Origin of the sequence: Pseudarthrobacter sp. PvP004, assembly GCF_017876035.1 — a bacterium.
In the GTDB taxonomy this organism is placed as follows: domain Bacteria; phylum Actinomycetota; class Actinomycetes; order Actinomycetales; family Micrococcaceae; genus Arthrobacter; species Arthrobacter aurescens_A.
Genome location: NZ_JAGINL010000001.1, coordinates 4,212,178 through 4,226,863 on the forward strand (window position 1 = coordinate 4,212,178; position 14,686 = coordinate 4,226,863).

General features: G+C 62.6%; 18 protein-coding genes. 10 read left to right on the forward strand and 8 right to left on the reverse strand.

All coding sequences use genetic code 11. The features are described 5' to 3' along the window. Positions 1-156 precede the first annotated feature (156 nt). Together J3A64_RS19170 and J3A64_RS19175 are read left to right on the forward strand one after the other, a co-directional pair. Positions 157-537 (forward strand): hypothetical protein, encoded by a 381-nt coding sequence (locus J3A64_RS19170; RefSeq protein ID WP_210065406.1) that lies wholly within the window; start codon positions 157-159, stop codon positions 535-537. A 153-nt stretch (positions 538-690) separates the two neighbouring features. Next, positions 691-1,575 carry a PaaX family transcriptional regulator C-terminal domain-containing protein gene (locus tag J3A64_RS19175; protein WP_011776619.1) on the forward strand — a complete coding sequence of 295 codons (885 nt, stop codon included), beginning with the start codon at positions 691-693 and terminating at the stop codon, positions 1,573-1,575. Here J3A64_RS19175 and J3A64_RS19180 read toward each other — a convergent pair whose 3' ends face one another. Together J3A64_RS19180 and J3A64_RS19185 are read right to left on the reverse strand one after the other, a co-directional pair. Continuing rightward, complete coding sequence (locus J3A64_RS19180; RefSeq protein WP_193352632.1) at positions 1,576-2,373, reverse strand: VOC family protein; 798 nt, start codon at positions 2,371-2,373, stop codon at positions 1,576-1,578. It lies immediately after the preceding gene. Positions 2,374-2,587: 214 nt separating this feature from the next. Next, complete coding sequence (locus tag J3A64_RS19185; RefSeq protein WP_043470859.1) at positions 2,588-3,229, reverse strand: NADPH-dependent F420 reductase; 642 nt, start codon at positions 3,227-3,229, stop codon at positions 2,588-2,590. Between the two features lie 115 nt (positions 3,230-3,344). Here J3A64_RS19185 and J3A64_RS19190 point away from each other — a divergent pair, with 115 nt between their 5' ends. Both J3A64_RS19190 and J3A64_RS19195 read left to right on the forward strand, forming a co-directional pair. Then, positions 3,345-3,626 carry a hypothetical protein gene (locus tag J3A64_RS19190; RefSeq protein ID WP_043806691.1) on the forward strand — a complete coding sequence of 94 codons (282 nt, stop codon included), beginning with the start codon at positions 3,345-3,347 and terminating at the stop codon, positions 3,624-3,626. Beyond that, positions 3,616-4,320 carry an HAD family hydrolase gene (locus J3A64_RS19195; RefSeq protein ID WP_210065408.1) on the forward strand — a complete coding sequence of 235 codons (705 nt, stop codon included), beginning with the start codon at positions 3,616-3,618 and terminating at the stop codon, positions 4,318-4,320. The genes J3A64_RS19190 and J3A64_RS19195 overlap by 11 nt, the downstream gene beginning before the upstream one ends. Before the next feature lie 23 nt (positions 4,321-4,343). On the opposite strand, the gene J3A64_RS19200 is transcribed toward J3A64_RS19195, so the two are convergent. Together J3A64_RS19200 and J3A64_RS19205 are read right to left on the reverse strand one after the other, a co-directional pair. Further along, a complete protein-coding gene (locus J3A64_RS19200) occupies positions 4,344-4,727 on the reverse strand; it encodes a hypothetical protein (RefSeq protein ID WP_043470856.1) in 384 nt (127 codons plus the stop codon). 118 nt (positions 4,728-4,845) lie between these two features. Further along, positions 4,846-5,457 carry an NADPH-dependent FMN reductase gene (locus J3A64_RS19205; RefSeq protein WP_011776615.1) on the reverse strand — a complete coding sequence of 204 codons (612 nt, stop codon included), beginning with the start codon at positions 5,455-5,457 and terminating at the stop codon, positions 4,846-4,848. Between the two features lie 186 nt (positions 5,458-5,643). Here J3A64_RS19205 and J3A64_RS19210 point away from each other — a divergent pair, with 186 nt between their 5' ends. The 6 genes from J3A64_RS19210 (at position 5,644) to J3A64_RS19235 (ending at position 10,002) form a co-directional block, all read left to right on the forward strand. Beyond that, positions 5,644-6,855, forward strand: a complete 1,212-nt coding sequence (locus J3A64_RS19210) for a Re/Si-specific NAD(P)(+) transhydrogenase subunit alpha (protein WP_043470852.1) — start codon at positions 5,644-5,646, stop codon at positions 6,853-6,855. Next, on the forward strand, positions 6,855-7,232 hold the full coding sequence (locus J3A64_RS19215; protein WP_043806432.1) for an NAD(P) transhydrogenase subunit alpha: 378 nt from the start codon (positions 6,855-6,857) through the stop codon (positions 7,230-7,232). The genes J3A64_RS19210 and J3A64_RS19215 overlap by 1 nt, the downstream gene beginning before the upstream one ends. Then, entirely contained in the window at positions 7,229-8,602 is a 1,374-nt protein-coding gene (locus J3A64_RS19220; RefSeq protein ID WP_210065410.1) for an NAD(P)(+) transhydrogenase (Re/Si-specific) subunit beta, read from the forward strand. Before J3A64_RS19215 ends, J3A64_RS19220 begins: the two co-directional genes overlap by 4 nt. 143 nt (positions 8,603-8,745) lie before the next feature. Then, positions 8,746-8,976: a hypothetical protein gene (locus J3A64_RS19225; RefSeq protein ID WP_014923210.1), complete on the forward strand. Its 231-nt coding sequence runs from the start codon at positions 8,746-8,748 to the stop codon at positions 8,974-8,976. Positions 8,977-9,090: 114 nt separating this feature from the next. After that, positions 9,091-9,438 (forward strand): hypothetical protein, encoded by a 348-nt coding sequence (locus tag J3A64_RS19230; protein WP_014923209.1) that lies wholly within the window; start codon positions 9,091-9,093, stop codon positions 9,436-9,438. 6 nt (positions 9,439-9,444) lie between these two features. After that, entirely contained in the window at positions 9,445-10,002 is a 558-nt protein-coding gene (locus J3A64_RS19235; RefSeq protein ID WP_011776611.1) for a dihydrofolate reductase family protein, read from the forward strand. A gap of 34 nt (positions 10,003-10,036) precedes the next feature. On the opposite strand, the gene J3A64_RS19240 is transcribed toward J3A64_RS19235, so the two are convergent. The 4 genes from J3A64_RS19240 to J3A64_RS19255 form a co-directional block, all read right to left on the reverse strand. Beyond that, positions 10,037-10,951, reverse strand: a complete 915-nt coding sequence (locus J3A64_RS19240; protein ID WP_210065412.1) for an amino acid-binding protein — start codon at positions 10,949-10,951, stop codon at positions 10,037-10,039. 149 nt (positions 10,952-11,100) lie between these two features. After that, entirely contained in the window at positions 11,101-11,565 is a 465-nt protein-coding gene (gene mscL, locus J3A64_RS19245) for a large conductance mechanosensitive channel protein MscL (RefSeq protein WP_011776609.1), read from the reverse strand. 239 nt (positions 11,566-11,804) lie between these two features. Further along, positions 11,805-13,130, reverse strand: a complete 1,326-nt coding sequence (locus J3A64_RS19250; RefSeq protein WP_307807212.1) for a D-arabinono-1,4-lactone oxidase — start codon at positions 13,128-13,130, stop codon at positions 11,805-11,807. After that, entirely contained in the window at positions 13,127-14,644 is a 1,518-nt protein-coding gene (locus J3A64_RS19255; protein WP_286176406.1) for an aminobutyraldehyde dehydrogenase, read from the reverse strand. Before J3A64_RS19255 ends, J3A64_RS19250 begins: the two co-directional genes overlap by 4 nt. Positions 14,645-14,686: the final 42 nt, after the last annotated feature.

The following is a 14,686-nucleotide window of genomic DNA, read 5'->3' on the forward strand; positions in this document are numbered from 1 at the left end:
AAGTACTCCGGGTGGCTGCTTAGCCCCGTACGGGGAGTTCGCGCGTCCATCTATAGTAAGCATGCTTACTAAGGCGCGGCCAGCTCGCCGGTCTTTCGTTTCACGTTCATGTCTGGTTCACCGATGGCGCGGGCGCTCGGCAGTTACGCTTAGCCGGTGGAGCAGCTCTACGCGATTCTCGCGTGCATAATTCTTGGCCTACTTGCGATCTTCCAATTGGCACTGGTGGCCGGTGCGCCCATCGGGCGGTTCGCTTGGGGTGGCCAGCACGAGGTCCTGCCGCGGAAGCTGAGGATCGGCAGCATCGTCTCCATCCTGCTGTACGTGCTCTTCGGCTACACGGCGTTGGCCAAGGCCGGGCTAGTCCCCGCGTTGATCAGCCAGCCCTTCACCGACGTCTTCATGTGGGTACTTACCGCCTACTTCACCCTGGGTGTCGGCATGAATGCGATCTCCCGCAGCAAGCCCGAACGCTTGGTCATGACGCCCGTGGCGCTGGTTCTCGCCGTCCTCTTCCTGCTTCTTTCGCTGGGCTGACCCTCGCGGACAAGGCACGCGTCCCGCGACATACCAGGTAATGGCAATGTCGCGCTGGAACATTGGCACTAACTGCCAACTCGGCGGACAGTCCCGCACCTATGATGAACTGGACTGGCGCCGGAACTCCGGCGCGGAAATGAGGGCCTTTAGATGTTCGCCGTTCCGGCACCCCCGGTGCGCCACCAGCAGCTGCTCGTCACGATTTTCGGTCTCTACGGCCGGAACGCCGGTGACGCATTGCCGGTCTCTGCGCTGATCTCCATGCTGGGTTCGCTCGGCTACGATGCTCCGGGAGTGAGGTCGTCGGTCTCCAGGCTCAAGTCCAAGGGCGTTCTGAAGAGCGTCCGCGAGGGCGGGATCGCCAAGTACAAGATTTCGGAGTCCGTCAGCGACGTGTTCCGTGAAGGGGACCGGCGGATCTTCGCGCCGGAGCAGCCTGCGCCGGTAGACACCTGGGTGCTGGCAGTATTCTCGGTGCCGGAGTCCATGCGGAACCGCAGGCACCAGCTGCGGTCCGCGCTGCTGGGGCTTGGTTTCGGTTCCGTGGCCAACGGAGTGTGGATCGCACCCGCGCACAAGCTGGAGCAAGCCCGGGAACGCCTCACCGCGAGCGACCTGATCGAGTTCGTGGATCTTTTCCGGAGTGACTACGTCTTTGACGGACCCATGCGTCCCAAGATCTCCGAATGGTGGGACCTCAAGGAACTCGATGACCAGTTCACCGAGTTCCTTGAGCTCTACGACGGCGCTGAACAGCAGTGGGCCGAACGCGTTGGGGACGATCCGGAGGTCGCCGTTGCTGAATCCACCGAAGAGCTGCGGCGCGACGCTTTCCGCTATTACATTCCGATGCTCACCATGTGGCGCAAGTTCCCGTATCGGGACCCGAACTTGCCCGCCGATTACCTTCCGCCCGAGTGGCATGGACCGGCGGTTCGCAGGACGTTCCAGGCAGTACATCGCTTGGCGGCACCCCTTGCGGCGGCGCACGCGCACGAGGTCATCGCTGAGGCCCTGAACCCGGCTGCCGCCTGACTACTCGCTGGCGGACTGATCGCCAGTGGGTGGCGTGTCGATGATGCCGAACGTTTCACCTTGTGGCCCTTGCACGATTGCCATGCGTCCGAACGGACTGTCCATGACAGGTGCCAGCAGGGAGGAACCCAGCTCCAGGGCCTTTTCTGCGGTTCCATCAACGTCGTCGCTGGCGAACCAGGCCAGCCAGTAGTTCGGCAGACCTTCCGGCATGTCCGTGTCGTGGTGGACTCCGCCCACTTCCCGGCCGTCCGATGGGCGCTTGAACGTGGAGTAGGTGAAATCGTCCCCGCTGATGTCCTGGTAGCTGGCGTCGAAAACTTTGGAGTAGAAAGCCTGGGCCGAGGCGTAGTCGCGGGTGTGGAGCTCGTTCCAGCAGAGTGCGCCGTGCTCGTTGACACGTTCGGCCCCGATATGGGTTCCGGCCTGCCAGAGGCCGAAGACCGCGCCCACGCTGTCCATGGCCAACGCCATCCGACCGGAGTCCAGCACGTCAAACGGGGGCGCAATCAGCTGTCCTCCATTGGCGATTACCTTCTTGGCGGTCACATCGACATCGTCGGTAGCCAGGTATGTGGTCCAAACAGTAGCCATGCCCGGATCCTGCTTGGGGCCAACCCCCGCGACAGCGCGTCCGTCAACGTGCGCCAAGAGGTAGTCGCCGGAGCCCTCGCCGCCGGAGACGTACTCCCAGCCGAAGAGCTCCGCGTAGTAGGACCTGGCAGCCGGCAGATCGTTGACGCCGAGATCCACCCACATGGGTGTGGCCGCGGGCCAGCTTGAGATTTTGGTGGACATGGGGCTCCTTTGGATAGCTTGCTTTGAAGGACAAAGCTGCCTCCCCGGCTGCCCGATGCGCCGGGCGCCCGAGGAGGCAGCCATCCATAGAGTGGTTGCCGGACCCGGTTCGTGACACGATTTCAATCCAAATTTCTCAGGAGCCCCGAAACAGCAGCCCAAATAAAGGCGGCGGGAAAGCGAAAGCCGCCTTCCCGCCGTCGTGCGTTGCGTGTTAGATGGTGCGGGTCGCTTTGGCGAGGTTTTCGCGGAGTTCGTCAGCGTTTTGCCGGATGACGTAGGCGGGCCGGTCGCGCTCAACGCGCCAGCTCTCCTCCAGCGGGCCGACGTTGACGGTGTCGAAACCGAACTCGTCGTAGAGCTTGGTGACGAGATCGGCGGCTTCGGGGAAATCGCTTGAGGTGGCCAGCGCCCGTCGGTTCGGCGACCCTGCGGGCGTGCCGTCGGTAGTGATGTCCTTGGCGAAAATGTGGTTGAAGCCCTTAGCCACCTTGGATGTGGGGAGGTGCTTTTGGAGGAGGCCGGAGGTGGTGGCTTCACCGTTTTCCAGCTCCGGGATGCGGCCGTCGCGCTCCCAGTAGTAGTTGTTGGTGTCGATGACGATCTTGTCCTCGAGCGGTTCAACGGGAATGTCTTGATAGTTCTTCAGGGGAACGGTCACGACGGCGAAATCGCCTGCCGCTGCTGCTTCAGCTGCCGTCGCGGCCCTTGCCCGCGGTCCCAGTTCCGCTACGAGTTCGCCGAGGGTTTCGGGACCCCGTGAGTTACTGATCACGACGTCATAGCCAAGTTCTACTGCCTTGCGGGCAACCTGGCCGCCAATGTGTCCTGCACCGATGATTCCGATTGTTGTCATATCTGCGCCAACAAGAAGTTGCAGACGCCTATTTCCCGCGTTACGCAATATTTCGTCCCGGCTTATACTAAGGAGTCTTACTATACGGTGTGTCGCTGACGACGAGGAGGTTTGCATGGCCGGGCATTTGGAGCTGGTTGAAACCCCCGATGGGGGATGTCGAATTCTGATGGTGGACGGCGAGGATTGCCTCATGGGGCTGTCCAAGCGCTATTCCTCCGTGGACGAGGCTGTTGAAGGGGTCGCGGCGATCCGGGAAGTGGCGGGGACGGGACTTCTTCGCACGAGCTCTGCCGAGCGCTACGCCGTCCTGATGTTGGAGGAACCCGTCATCGACTCTGCGCTCGCGGAGCAGGGTGCACGGACTCAATCGAAGGTGGTTAATTGTGGAAGCTGACTCGACGTCGGGAAAGAAACGCGGAGTCCTCTTTGATGTGGACGGAACACTGATTGACTCAAGCTATTTCCACGCCATGGCGTGGTGGCAAGCGTTCCGACGTGAAGGGTTGGACATCGAAATGTCGGCCATCCACCGGCGCGTGGGCATGGGAGGCGACCGGCTGATCCAAAGCCTGGTTGCGGATTGCCCCAGGGACATGTTGGAGGACCTGAAATCGGCGCATAGTGCTGTCTTCTCCACCTTCTGGCCCACGCTGCGGACTTTCGACTCCGTCAGGGACCTGCTGGCCGCGTGCTCGGATGCCGGGTTGGCCGTGGGCTTGGCGTCGTCAGCTCAGGAACGCGACCTGGAAGTGAGCAGGCATCTTCTCGACGCCGGATCCTCCATTGATGCGTGGACCAGCTCCAACGATGCCAAAGAGAGCAAGCCTGCCCCGGACATTCTGGAGGCGTGCCTGGACAAGCTTGGTCTTAGCCCAAAGGACGTGGTGTTCGTTGGAGACGCCGTATGGGATGTGAAGGCCGGCGCGGCTATCGGTGTTCCCGTCATTGCCCTGACCTGCGGTGGCATCAGCGAGGCCGAACTGCGCGAGGCCGGCGCCGTGGAGGTCTACGACAATCCGCGGCACCTGCTGGAGCACTTGGAAAGCAGCGCGATCGGCACGTTGATGGCTGGTTCGCTGGACGACTAAGGCCCTGGGGCGGTTGCCTGCGCCTAGCGCGGCTCGTCGCTGATTCCCTTGTCCCGTCCGCGCCGGTTCCGCAAAGTCCATATGATCAACACGATGATGATGGCCGCGGCAACGGCCGCCAGAATCCACGGCACCACATCAGTGCGCGTCTGCTCCTGCTGTTCGCTTTCGCTTGTGCCCGGGTTGGCGGGCCCGGTGCCGGCGGGGTTCGAGACGTCGGTGGTGGGCTCCGCCGTGGGTGTCGCCGTGGATGGCCCGGAGGGGTTGCTCGGCTCGGGCGCCGGGGTTGTGGTGGCGGCTACGCTACCCAGCGCGCCGACTCCTGCGTTGGCTGCAACGGTAGTGGAAAGCATGGACCCGGCGAAAAGTGCCACGGCAAGGGTGGTCACGGCTAATCTGCGAAGCATGGTTCCTCCTGGGTTACTAGCATGATTTCTCGTGTAGTAAGCATACTGACTAAACCGTAACTGTGGATGCTTTTGGCGGGTGACGCCCGGAGGCGTCGCGGGCGGCACCCGCCTGGCGTTACCGCGTGAGCTTGGCTGAATCCGGTTCCGGATCACCAATGTGGCCAGGTGCGTTGGCAGCGAGGACACGCTGAACGAACGCGCTGTACTCCTCCATGTAGTGCCGCAACAGCCCGGCGGTTCCTTCGTCCTTAACTGAACCGTCGTCGTCGTACGCGTCTGCGACGAAGCGGATGTAAGCCTCAGGCGCGTTCAATTGCGGTGCGTCCAGGAAGCTCAAAACGCTGCGCATGGACGACTGCATCACGGCCGTTCCAATGCCGCCCGGCGAAGCGCCGATGATTCCGGTGGGCTTGCGCGCGAATGAATTGGTGCCCCACGGCCGCGAACCCCAGTCGATGGCGTTCTTCAACGCGCCCGGAATGGAGCGGTTGTACTCGGGGGAGACGAACAGTATCCCGTCCGATGCTGCGATGGCATCCTTCAGTTCCCGGCCCGCCGGCGGGAAGTCAGCGTCATAGTCCGCGCTGTACAAAGGGAGGTCCTTGATGGCGATCTCATGGAACTCGAGTTCCGGCGGCGCGACGCTGATAAGGGCCTTGGAGAGGACCCGATTGATGGAATTGCTTGCCAGGCTTCCTACGAAATAACCGATTTTGAAAGTGTCCATAGCGGCGTTCCCTTCCGACGGCACGGCCGGAACCGGCTCGTCGACGGTGTGGTGGCTGGTTGCCCCCAGCTTCCACCGACACTAATTGACTTATGCACATAGCGCAGCCCCTACTCCCGCCCGGCCTTATGCAGTCATAGACTCATGCCAACTGGGTTCTGGAGAGTTCCGGAAAAGGGGTGGCGGGTGAAAGCAGGCATAGCGCGCGAGACGCTCGACGGTGAGCGACGTGTGGCCGCAACACCGGAAACGGTGAAGCAACTGGTGGGGTTGGGCCTTGAAGTTGAGATCGAGCCCGGTGCGGGGCTCGCGTCCGGCCACAGCGACGACGACTACCGGGCGGCGGGTGCCTCTGTGGTGCAGTCACTGGTTCTCGGATCGCTGGATGTCTATTGCCACGTACGTCCCATGGAACCGTCGACGGCGGGAGCTCTCCGCCGCGGTTCTGTCACCGTCGGCTTAGGGTCACCGTCGTCCGAGTTGCCCACCGTACGGGCACTCGCCGCCGGCGGCATCACCTCCTTTGCCCTTGAACTGGTTCCCCGAATATCGCGCGCCCAGTCCATGGATGCGCTCACGTCGCAGGCGTTGGTGGCGGGGTATCGATGCGTCCTTGAGGCGGCCATGCGGCTCCCCCGATTCTTCCCGCTGTATATGACCGCAGCAGGGACCATCCCGCCCGCCCGCGTGCTGGTACTCGGCGCCGGAGTGGCTGGTCTGCAGGCAATCGGAACCGCCAAAAGGCTCGGAGCCCGGGTTTCAGCCAACGACATCCGTCCCGCCTCGGCCGACGAGGTGGCATCCATGGGAGGCACCTTCATCAAACTGGACCTCGAAACCGCCGAGGCCTCCGGCGGCTACGCCCGGGAACTCAGCGCCGACCGGGGCGCCCTGCAGCGTGCACTCTTGACGCCCCACGTAGCCCAAGCCGATGTCCTGATTACCACCGCCGCCGTTCCGGGCAGGCGCGCCCCACTCCTGGTCAGCCGGGAGATGGTCCAAGGCATGCGTCCGGGATCTGTAGTGGTGGACTTGGCAGCCGAATCCGGGGGCAACGTTGAAGGTAGCATCCCGGGCCAAGACATCCCCATCCCCACAGGCGACGGCCAAGGCGTGGTGACGCTGGTGGGAATCAAAGACCCTGCTTCGGCCATGCCCGCTGACGCCTCACGCCTGTACGCAAAGAACGTAGCCAACCTCTTGGGCCTCATGACGCGGGACGGCGTGGTTGCTCCGGACTTTGAGGACGAAGTTATTGCCGGTACGTGCCTCACCCATGACGGGGAAGTCCGGCACGCACCAACTGCCGAAGCACTCAAGGCGCTCGCAGGGGAGACTGCGCCGTTTGGCAGCGGACATGCCAGCGGTATCCAATCCGGCAGTGAAGGGGTGCGCTGATGGACGGTATGAGCCTGCTGACAATCACGGTCCTGGCGGTGTTCGTGGGATTCGAGGTGGTTTCCAAGGTCTCCAGCACCCTGCACACACCCCTCATGTCCGGGGCCAACGCCATCCACGGCATCATCCTGGTGGGCGCCATCATCGTGGCCGGACAAGCCGCGGATCCGTGGGTACTGGCGGTCGCCCTGCTGGCCGTTGTCCTTGCCACAGCCAACCTCGTCGGCGGGTTCGTGGTGACCGACCGGATGCTGGAGATGTTCCGCGGAAGGCAACGGCCGTCGTCGAACGCTGGAGGTCCGGGAGGTTCCGTAGCTTCCGGAGGCGCGGAGCCCGCCACCACCGTGGAGCCGGTCGATAAGGGGCGCCGGCAATGACGCTGCTCAATCCCATTTGGACGGCTCTCCTGTACCTCGCGGCGGCGGCGTGCTTCATCCTCGCCCTGAAAGGCCTGAATTCACCACGGACTGCCCGGCGCGGCAATCTGATCGGAGCATTTGGTGCCCTGCTGGCAGTGGTGACGGTGTTCGTCTCCGTGAAGCTGGACAACATTCCATGGATCCTCGGGGCCATTGCTGTGGGCTCGGGTGTGGCTGCGCCGGTAGCCCGGCGCGTGCAAATGACTCAGATGCCGCAGCTCGTGGCGCTCTTCAACGGTGTGGGTGGTGGTGCTGCGGCGCTTGTGGCGTTGCTGGAACTCTCCCATACGGAAGATCCGTGGGTTCGCTTGGCCATCGTCTTCACGTTGCTGGTGGGTGCGGTGTCCTTCGCGGGCTCCGGTGTCACTTTCGCCAAACTTCAAGGGCTCATGACCACCCGGCCGGTGACGTTCCCTGGACTGCCCGCCTTGATGGCCGTGGTGCTGCTGGCCGCCGTGGGCGCCGGCATCGTGGTGATCTTGAATGGCTGGTTGCTGTTGGCGCTGGTCCTGCTTGTTTTGGGTCTTGTTGCCGGAATCTTGTTGGTGCTCCCTGTGGGCGGCGCTGATGTGCCGATTGTCATTTCGCTCCTGAACGCCTTCACCGGCTTGGCTGTCGCGGCGTCCGGGCTGGTGCTGGGGAATGTCCTCCTGCTGGTGGCCGGCACGCTGGTGGGAGCTTCCGGCACCATCCTTACCCGCGCCATGGCTGCCGCGATGGGACGCAGCGTGGCGGGCATCATGTTCGGAGCCTTCAAGGGTGGATCCACGGCTGGATCAACCGCCGTGAGTGAGCGGCCCGTGCGTTCCTCCAGTGCGGAGGACGTAGCGGTACTGCTCGGCTATGCCCAGCGTGTGATCATCGTTCCGGGATACGGGCTGGCCGTCGCCCAGGGGCAGCACACCGCGGCGGAGCTGGCCTTGGCCTTGGAAGCCCGGGGAATTGAGGTGGACTTCGCCATCCATCCTGTGGCCGGACGGATGCCGGGCCATATGAACGTACTCCTGGCAGAAGCCAACGTGCCGTACGAGTCGCTAAAGGAAATGGGCGACATCAATTCCGAGTTCAAGACCACCGATGTCGCACTCGTGGTGGGTGCCAACGACGTCGTGAATCCTGCGGCAAAGACCACATCGGGATCGCCGATCTACGGAATGCCCATCCTGGAAGTAGCGGACGCCCGGCAGGTGGTGTTCCTCAAACGCTCCATGCGCCCCGGTTTTGCGGGCATTGAAAATGAGCTGTTGTACGAGCCCCAAACCACCCTGCTGTTCGGAGACGCGAAGGACTCATTAACCAAGGTGCTGGGGGCCGTGAAGGCCTTGTAGTTGATACACATCACACAAATGGGCCTTGGTAAGAGCGTCATGGACTGAGCGGTGATGGCACACGTCTTGTACAGAAACCCTTCACGGAACGTATTGTGCACGATGCTAGGAGTCACCCATTGCAGGACCGTAAGAAAGATTCGTTGTTTGAAGCACCCGTGGACCAAGCGCGGGGGAAGCAGGTGACCAACTGGAGGTTGTTGGTTGGCCAGGCTGTTCAAATCCGGCGCGACAACGTCGTCGTTGACCAAGGTGTGGTGGACGCCGTGACGCCGGACGGCAGCGTTCTATGGCTCAATCAAAAGGGAGCGGTAGGGCGGCGGATGGTGGTGAAAGAACACGGGGCGGGCATCCGGATTCAGCTCATCAACTGAGCAAGGCCGCGGACCTGCTGCTCCGGCCTTCCCGGCGGCTTTCCGTCGTCCTATGCTGAACCGTACGAGTTGCCCTGCCCATGCCGAACCGTCACATCCAAGCGAGGTTGCGCCATGACCGTGAAACTCAACAAGAAGGCCTTCGACCACGCGAAGCATCTGATCCGCGACGGCAACGTGGTCAAGGACACCCGCGATGACTGGAGTGAGCACGCGCCCACCACCAAGGATGAGAATGCCTTTCTGGACAAGAACGGCCACGCCGAGTACTCCAAGTGGTTTCTTGGTGTGGACGACGAACACCCCGACGATCAAAAGGGCCACTACAAGTTCCCCGTGGGCGACTTCAAGAAGATCCATCGCTGTGGCGTGATCTCTGCCGAGAGCAGAGCCGGCCAGTACGACTACGACGACATTCGTGATGCTCTGGGGAAGCTTCTCGAAAAGATTGACGAGGATTGAACCCCCGTGGCCAAGCTCATCTATTCGGCCATCATGTCCCTGGACGGGTACATCGCGGACACCGAGGGCAACTTCGACTGGGGCGTGCCGGACGAGGAAGTGCACCGTTTCATCAATGATCGTGAGCGCTCCGTGCAGCACTACCTCTACGGCAGGCGGCTCTACGACGTGATGAGCGCTTGGGATAGTTGGGACACGAAATCGGAACCTGCGTTCATCGACGACTTCGCGAATCTCTGGCGGCAGGCCGACAAAGTGGTGTTCTCCAGGACATTGCAGGACCCTAGCACCGGAAACACCAGGATAGAGAGCGATTTCATAGCAGAAGATATTCGGCAGCTGAAGGCCTCGGTTGCCACCGACATCCTGATCGGAGGTCCTGAACTCGCGGCGCAGGCTTTCCGCGAGGGCTTGGTGGATGAATGCCAACTCATTATCGTGCCGGTGTTGGTGGGCGGCGGCAAAAAGGGCTTGCCTGACGGCGTGGACGCCCGGCTGGAGCTTGTGCAGGAGCGTACGTTCAACGGCGGCGCCATCTTCCTCAAATACCGGGTGCTCGACTGAGACCGGCCTCTGCCGTTGGGTGTTTCGCGTGACCTTAAGCCCGCTGCGGTGCGCTGACCGGGAGGGAACGCAACGGGTCAGTTGAAGTATGCGCCAAAATCTCCGCGAGCTCAGCCAGCCTGTGTGCGCGCGCCGATTCAGCGGGCGAAAAAGGCTCACCCGGCCTGGAAAACACCAGCGGGCCGTGCCAAGCCGTCGGGATTTTGAGGATGTCGGAGGAAGGCCCGACGGCGGAACTCGCCTCGGGGGCCGGACGCTCAGGATCGTTGGGGACTACTTTGGCGGACAGGAGTTCGGCCACAGCGTGGGGAAGTTCTTTCGGGTTTCCGGCGATGCGGGTGGCGAGGCTCAGTGCCTTGGTTTGGCCATCGGCCATGGCCAGTGCGGTGGTGGGCCAGACATGGGACTCGTGCCCGCCGCCGTCGTGAAGTGCTTTCAGCAGTTCCTGCTCGGTGACATCGCCAGGGGCGGAGAGAACGAACTCATCCATGACTGATTCCCCGAGGCCCGTGGCGGTGCCACTAGTCCTGGCCATGGGGTGGACGTGAAGGCTGAGGATGTTGGTGTCCAGCTTCGCGAGCGACTGGGTAATTTTCTGCAGGGACCCTGGCTGGTCCAGCAGCACAGTTCGTGCACGCCACAGGGCAGGAGCGAGGTGCAGCTTGTGTCGTTGTCGGAGAGCAGGCGCGTGCAGCCAGCGCCGTAGGACCTTCGCCGCGGATGGTTCGGCCACCCAGATGACCAGGACAGTGGCTGTGACCGCCAGCAGCAGGACTTTGGCAACGTAGGGAAGGTGCGTTTCCACCACGGCGGCATGCACTAGAAGTTCGATGGGGAGCATGACGGCAATGTTGGCGAGGGTGAGCCTGGCTTTGGGCGGTTCGGGCAACTGCCCGCAGACATCACAGAGGAGGTCCGCGGTGACGGGAGTGCTCGGGTTGGGCTTCATATTCTCATGCTGCCCCGCCCCTGTTTCCAACCGGTTGCCTGTGCGTCACGTTTCGGGGACAGCTCAGTGAACGCAAGAGCCCGGCGTTCTCGCGGAGAGAACGCCGGGCTCAAGAAGCAAACGGGAAGGATCATCCCGCGATGGCTGTCCTAGCGGATCCGGTCGGAATCGAGGTCCGGGTCGAGGTCGGAAACCTGGCCTGCGTTGCGGGCGGCGGCTGCGTCCTTCAGGAGGTCGCGGATCTCGGCCAGCAGCGCGGTGTCTGCAGGCAGCGGCTCTTCCTCGGGCTCCTCGGTGGAGAGACGGTCCTTGACCAGGGAATTGATCTTGTTCATGGGCGCCACGAAGATGAAGTAGACCACGGCAGCAGTGATCACGAAGGTCACCAGGGCGGTCAATACGGCGCCGATGTTGACGAGCGTGGCGGGGTTGTTCTCCCAGATCTTGAAGCCGAGCCCGTCAGCGTTCATGCCGCCGGCGGCGGCAATGACGGGGTTGATGATGTTGTTGGTGAAGGCTGTAACGAGCGCGGTGAATGCACTGCCGATAACGACAGCAATGGCCAGTTCGATCACGTTTCCGCGAAGAATAAAGTCCTTGAAACCCTTAAACATGGATGGTCCTCCGGTTGGGTGCGTTGTCTGCCTCAGCAGAGAACAAACTACCACTCCGAGGTTTCAAGGGGTTGTCACAGGGATGTGAGAGAGGGGTGGGGTGAAGGGCTCGGGATGTGAGAGAGGGTTGGGGTGAAGGGCTCGGGATGTGAGAGAGGGTTGGGGTGAAGGGCTCGGGATGTGAGAGAGGGTTGGCCGTTCTCTCACATCCCGGCGGGCAATCAGGCAATCAGTACTCGTCAGGCGAGCAGGGACCTGGTGTGGTCGTTCAGGAACATGCCGCGGGGATCGAATTCCCTCCGCACCTGCATGAAGGTGTCCAGCTCGGGATAGAGGCGTTCCAAGCGGCTGCGGGTCATGAAGTGGATCTTTCCCCAGTGTGCGCGGGGTTCGAATTCCTGCAGCACCGCATCAGCATCCCGGAAGAACTGCCAGTAGTCGGTGCCTGGCTCCGTGGTCAGAGTAATGACGGTGCTGTCGCGGCCTTGGAACTGGGACATGTAGGCGTCGTCGGACTTCACCCAGCGGACCTCAACCGGGTACTTCTGCTCGGGATACTTGCTGCGGATCAGTTCCTGGATGGCTTCGACAGCCACTAAGCCGTCCTCGCTGCGGACGAAGTACTCAAGTTCGTGGAACTGCGTGGTGAAGCCGCCCGGGTAGATCCGGTAGGAACGGTCCAGCCGGGCACCCTCAACAGTGGAGAGCTGGCTTTCATCCTGAACGGAAGCCACGTTGTACCGCTTGGTGTAGCTCCGCCCGCTCATGCTGTGGTCCGGTGAACCGGGCAGGTCGAGGAGTTCACACGAGTCGTCTTCCGGGCACCAGAGGAACGAGTAGTGCCGGTTGTCATCGATGTCGGCCTGCCACGTAGCGGTGGTTTCAGCCCAGGTGGGATACGTGATCTGTTCCTGCAGGTAGTAGCTGTCCTCGACGGCCAACTCGACTTCCAGGAAGATCCCCAAGGTTCCCAGGGCTACCTGTGCCGCCCGGAGTTCACGGATTTGGCCCTCACCGATTTCAACGATCTCGCCGTAGCCGTTGATCAGCTTCACCCAGCGCAGTTTGGACGAGAAGCTGCCCAGGTCCTTGCCGGATCCATGGGTGCTGGTGGCCAGTGCCCCGGCGATCTGTTGCTTGTCGATGTCGCCCTGGTTGCTGAGCGCCAGTCCCTTGTCCCACAGGGCGTCCCCGAAGGCGTTGATGGTGGTGCCGGCCAAAGCCCGGGCGCGGCGTCCCACTCGATCAGTGCCGGTGATGGCAGAGAGGCCGGACATGTCCATCAGTACGCCGCCGGTCTGGACCAAGGGTGAGGACGAATGTCCTGAGCCGACCGCCCGCACGGGCAAGCCCTCGCGGATGGCAAAACGGACGGCGTCGAGCGCTTCTTGTTCGTTCCTGGGCCGAACCGTAAAGGCTGGCGTCGCGCTCTGGTTCCCGCCCCAGTTGGTCCAGGTGACATCTGTACCGAAAGGGGCGGTGGGGGTGGTTGCGGCCGGTATGCCGGATGCCCGGGAAACACGAGTGGTCATGGTGAAAGCTCCGTTGCTTGTCTGAACGCTCACGCGCCGTGGTTGATCATGACGTGCTTGGTGCGCGAGTAATCATCCAGTGCGTAGAGCGAGAGGTCACGGCCGTAGCCGGAACCTTTGAATCCGCCCCACGGTACCTCGCAGGCCAGCACAAGGTGTGCATTGACCCAGACGGTGCCGAAGTCCAGTTGCTTGGGAATCCGGAGGGAAAGGCTCGAGTCCCGCGTCCACACGGAGGCTGACAAACCATACGGGCTTTCGTTGGCTCGCGTGACTGCTTCCTCGGTGCTGCTGAAGGTCTCCACGGTGACGACGGGTCCGAAGATTTCGTGCGTGGCGATGTGTGCGCCCGCCGGCACGTTGCTGATGACGGTGGGCTCGATGAAGTAGCCGGGACCTTCCATAGTGGATCCGCCGATGGCCACGTCATGGCCCGCAGCGCGCGCTTCAGCCAGCGATTCCTTGACCCGCTCGTAGTGCGGGAGGGAAATCATGGGACCGATTTCGACGTCGTCACCGGCGTCTGGAGCACCGATCACCAGGGTGCTGACCTCACGGACCAAGTGCTCTGTGAATTCTTCGGCCACGGACTCGTGGACCAGCACGCGGCAGGCAGCGCCACAGTCCTGCCCGGCGTTCCAGAAGCCGGCATTGCGTACACCCGCAGCGGCGGCACGGAGGTCGGCGTCAGGGAAGACAACAACGGGAGCCTTGCCACCGAGCTCCAAGTGGACGCGCTTGACGGACTTGGCAGCGGTTTCGGCCACAGCCTGGCCGCTCACGACGCTGCCCGTCAGCGCGACCAAAGCAATGTCCGGATGTTCGGACAGCCTCTGCCCAACGGTCCGGCCGCGGCCCGTGACGACGTTGAGGATTCCATCCGGAATGCGGCCGGCCAGCACCTCCACCAGTTTCAGGGTGGACAACGGGGTTTGCTCGGACGGCTTGATGACGATGCTGTTGCCCGCAGCGAGGATGGGTGCGATCTTCCAGGCGGCCATCAGCAGCGGATAGTTCCAGGGAGTGATGACGCCAACCACTCCCACAGGTTCGCGGAGGATCACGGACGTGTGGTCCGTGGCGTAGTCGCCGCCGGCCATGGAGGTCAGGGTGCGCGAGGCTCCGGCCATGAACCGGAAGGTGTCGATGGTGCTGGAGACATCGTCTTCGGAAACGGCCCGCGGTTTGCCGGCGTTGGCGGACTCGATGGCCTCGAACGCTTGGCGGTTCTGCTCGATGATAGTGGCGATGAGGTTCAGGACATCGGCGCGTTCCTTCGGGGTGGTGGCACCCCAGGTCTTTTGGGCTACGACGGCGGCTGCCACAGCGACGTCCACATCATCGGCCGTGCCGGCCTGCACCGAGGCGATGACCTGCTCCGTGGCGGGATCCACGACGTCGATGGACTGGCCTGAAGATCCGGGGACGAAGGAACCGTTGATGAAGTGCCCTGCTGGAGGCAAAGGCAGAGGGAGGGCGCCGGCGATCTCCGGAGAACCTCCGGTGGAGCGTCGGACGGTGAACTGTTCGGTCTGGGTTGTAGTCATGATGATTCGCTTTCGTATGAGGGGCTGATCAGATGAGGGGCT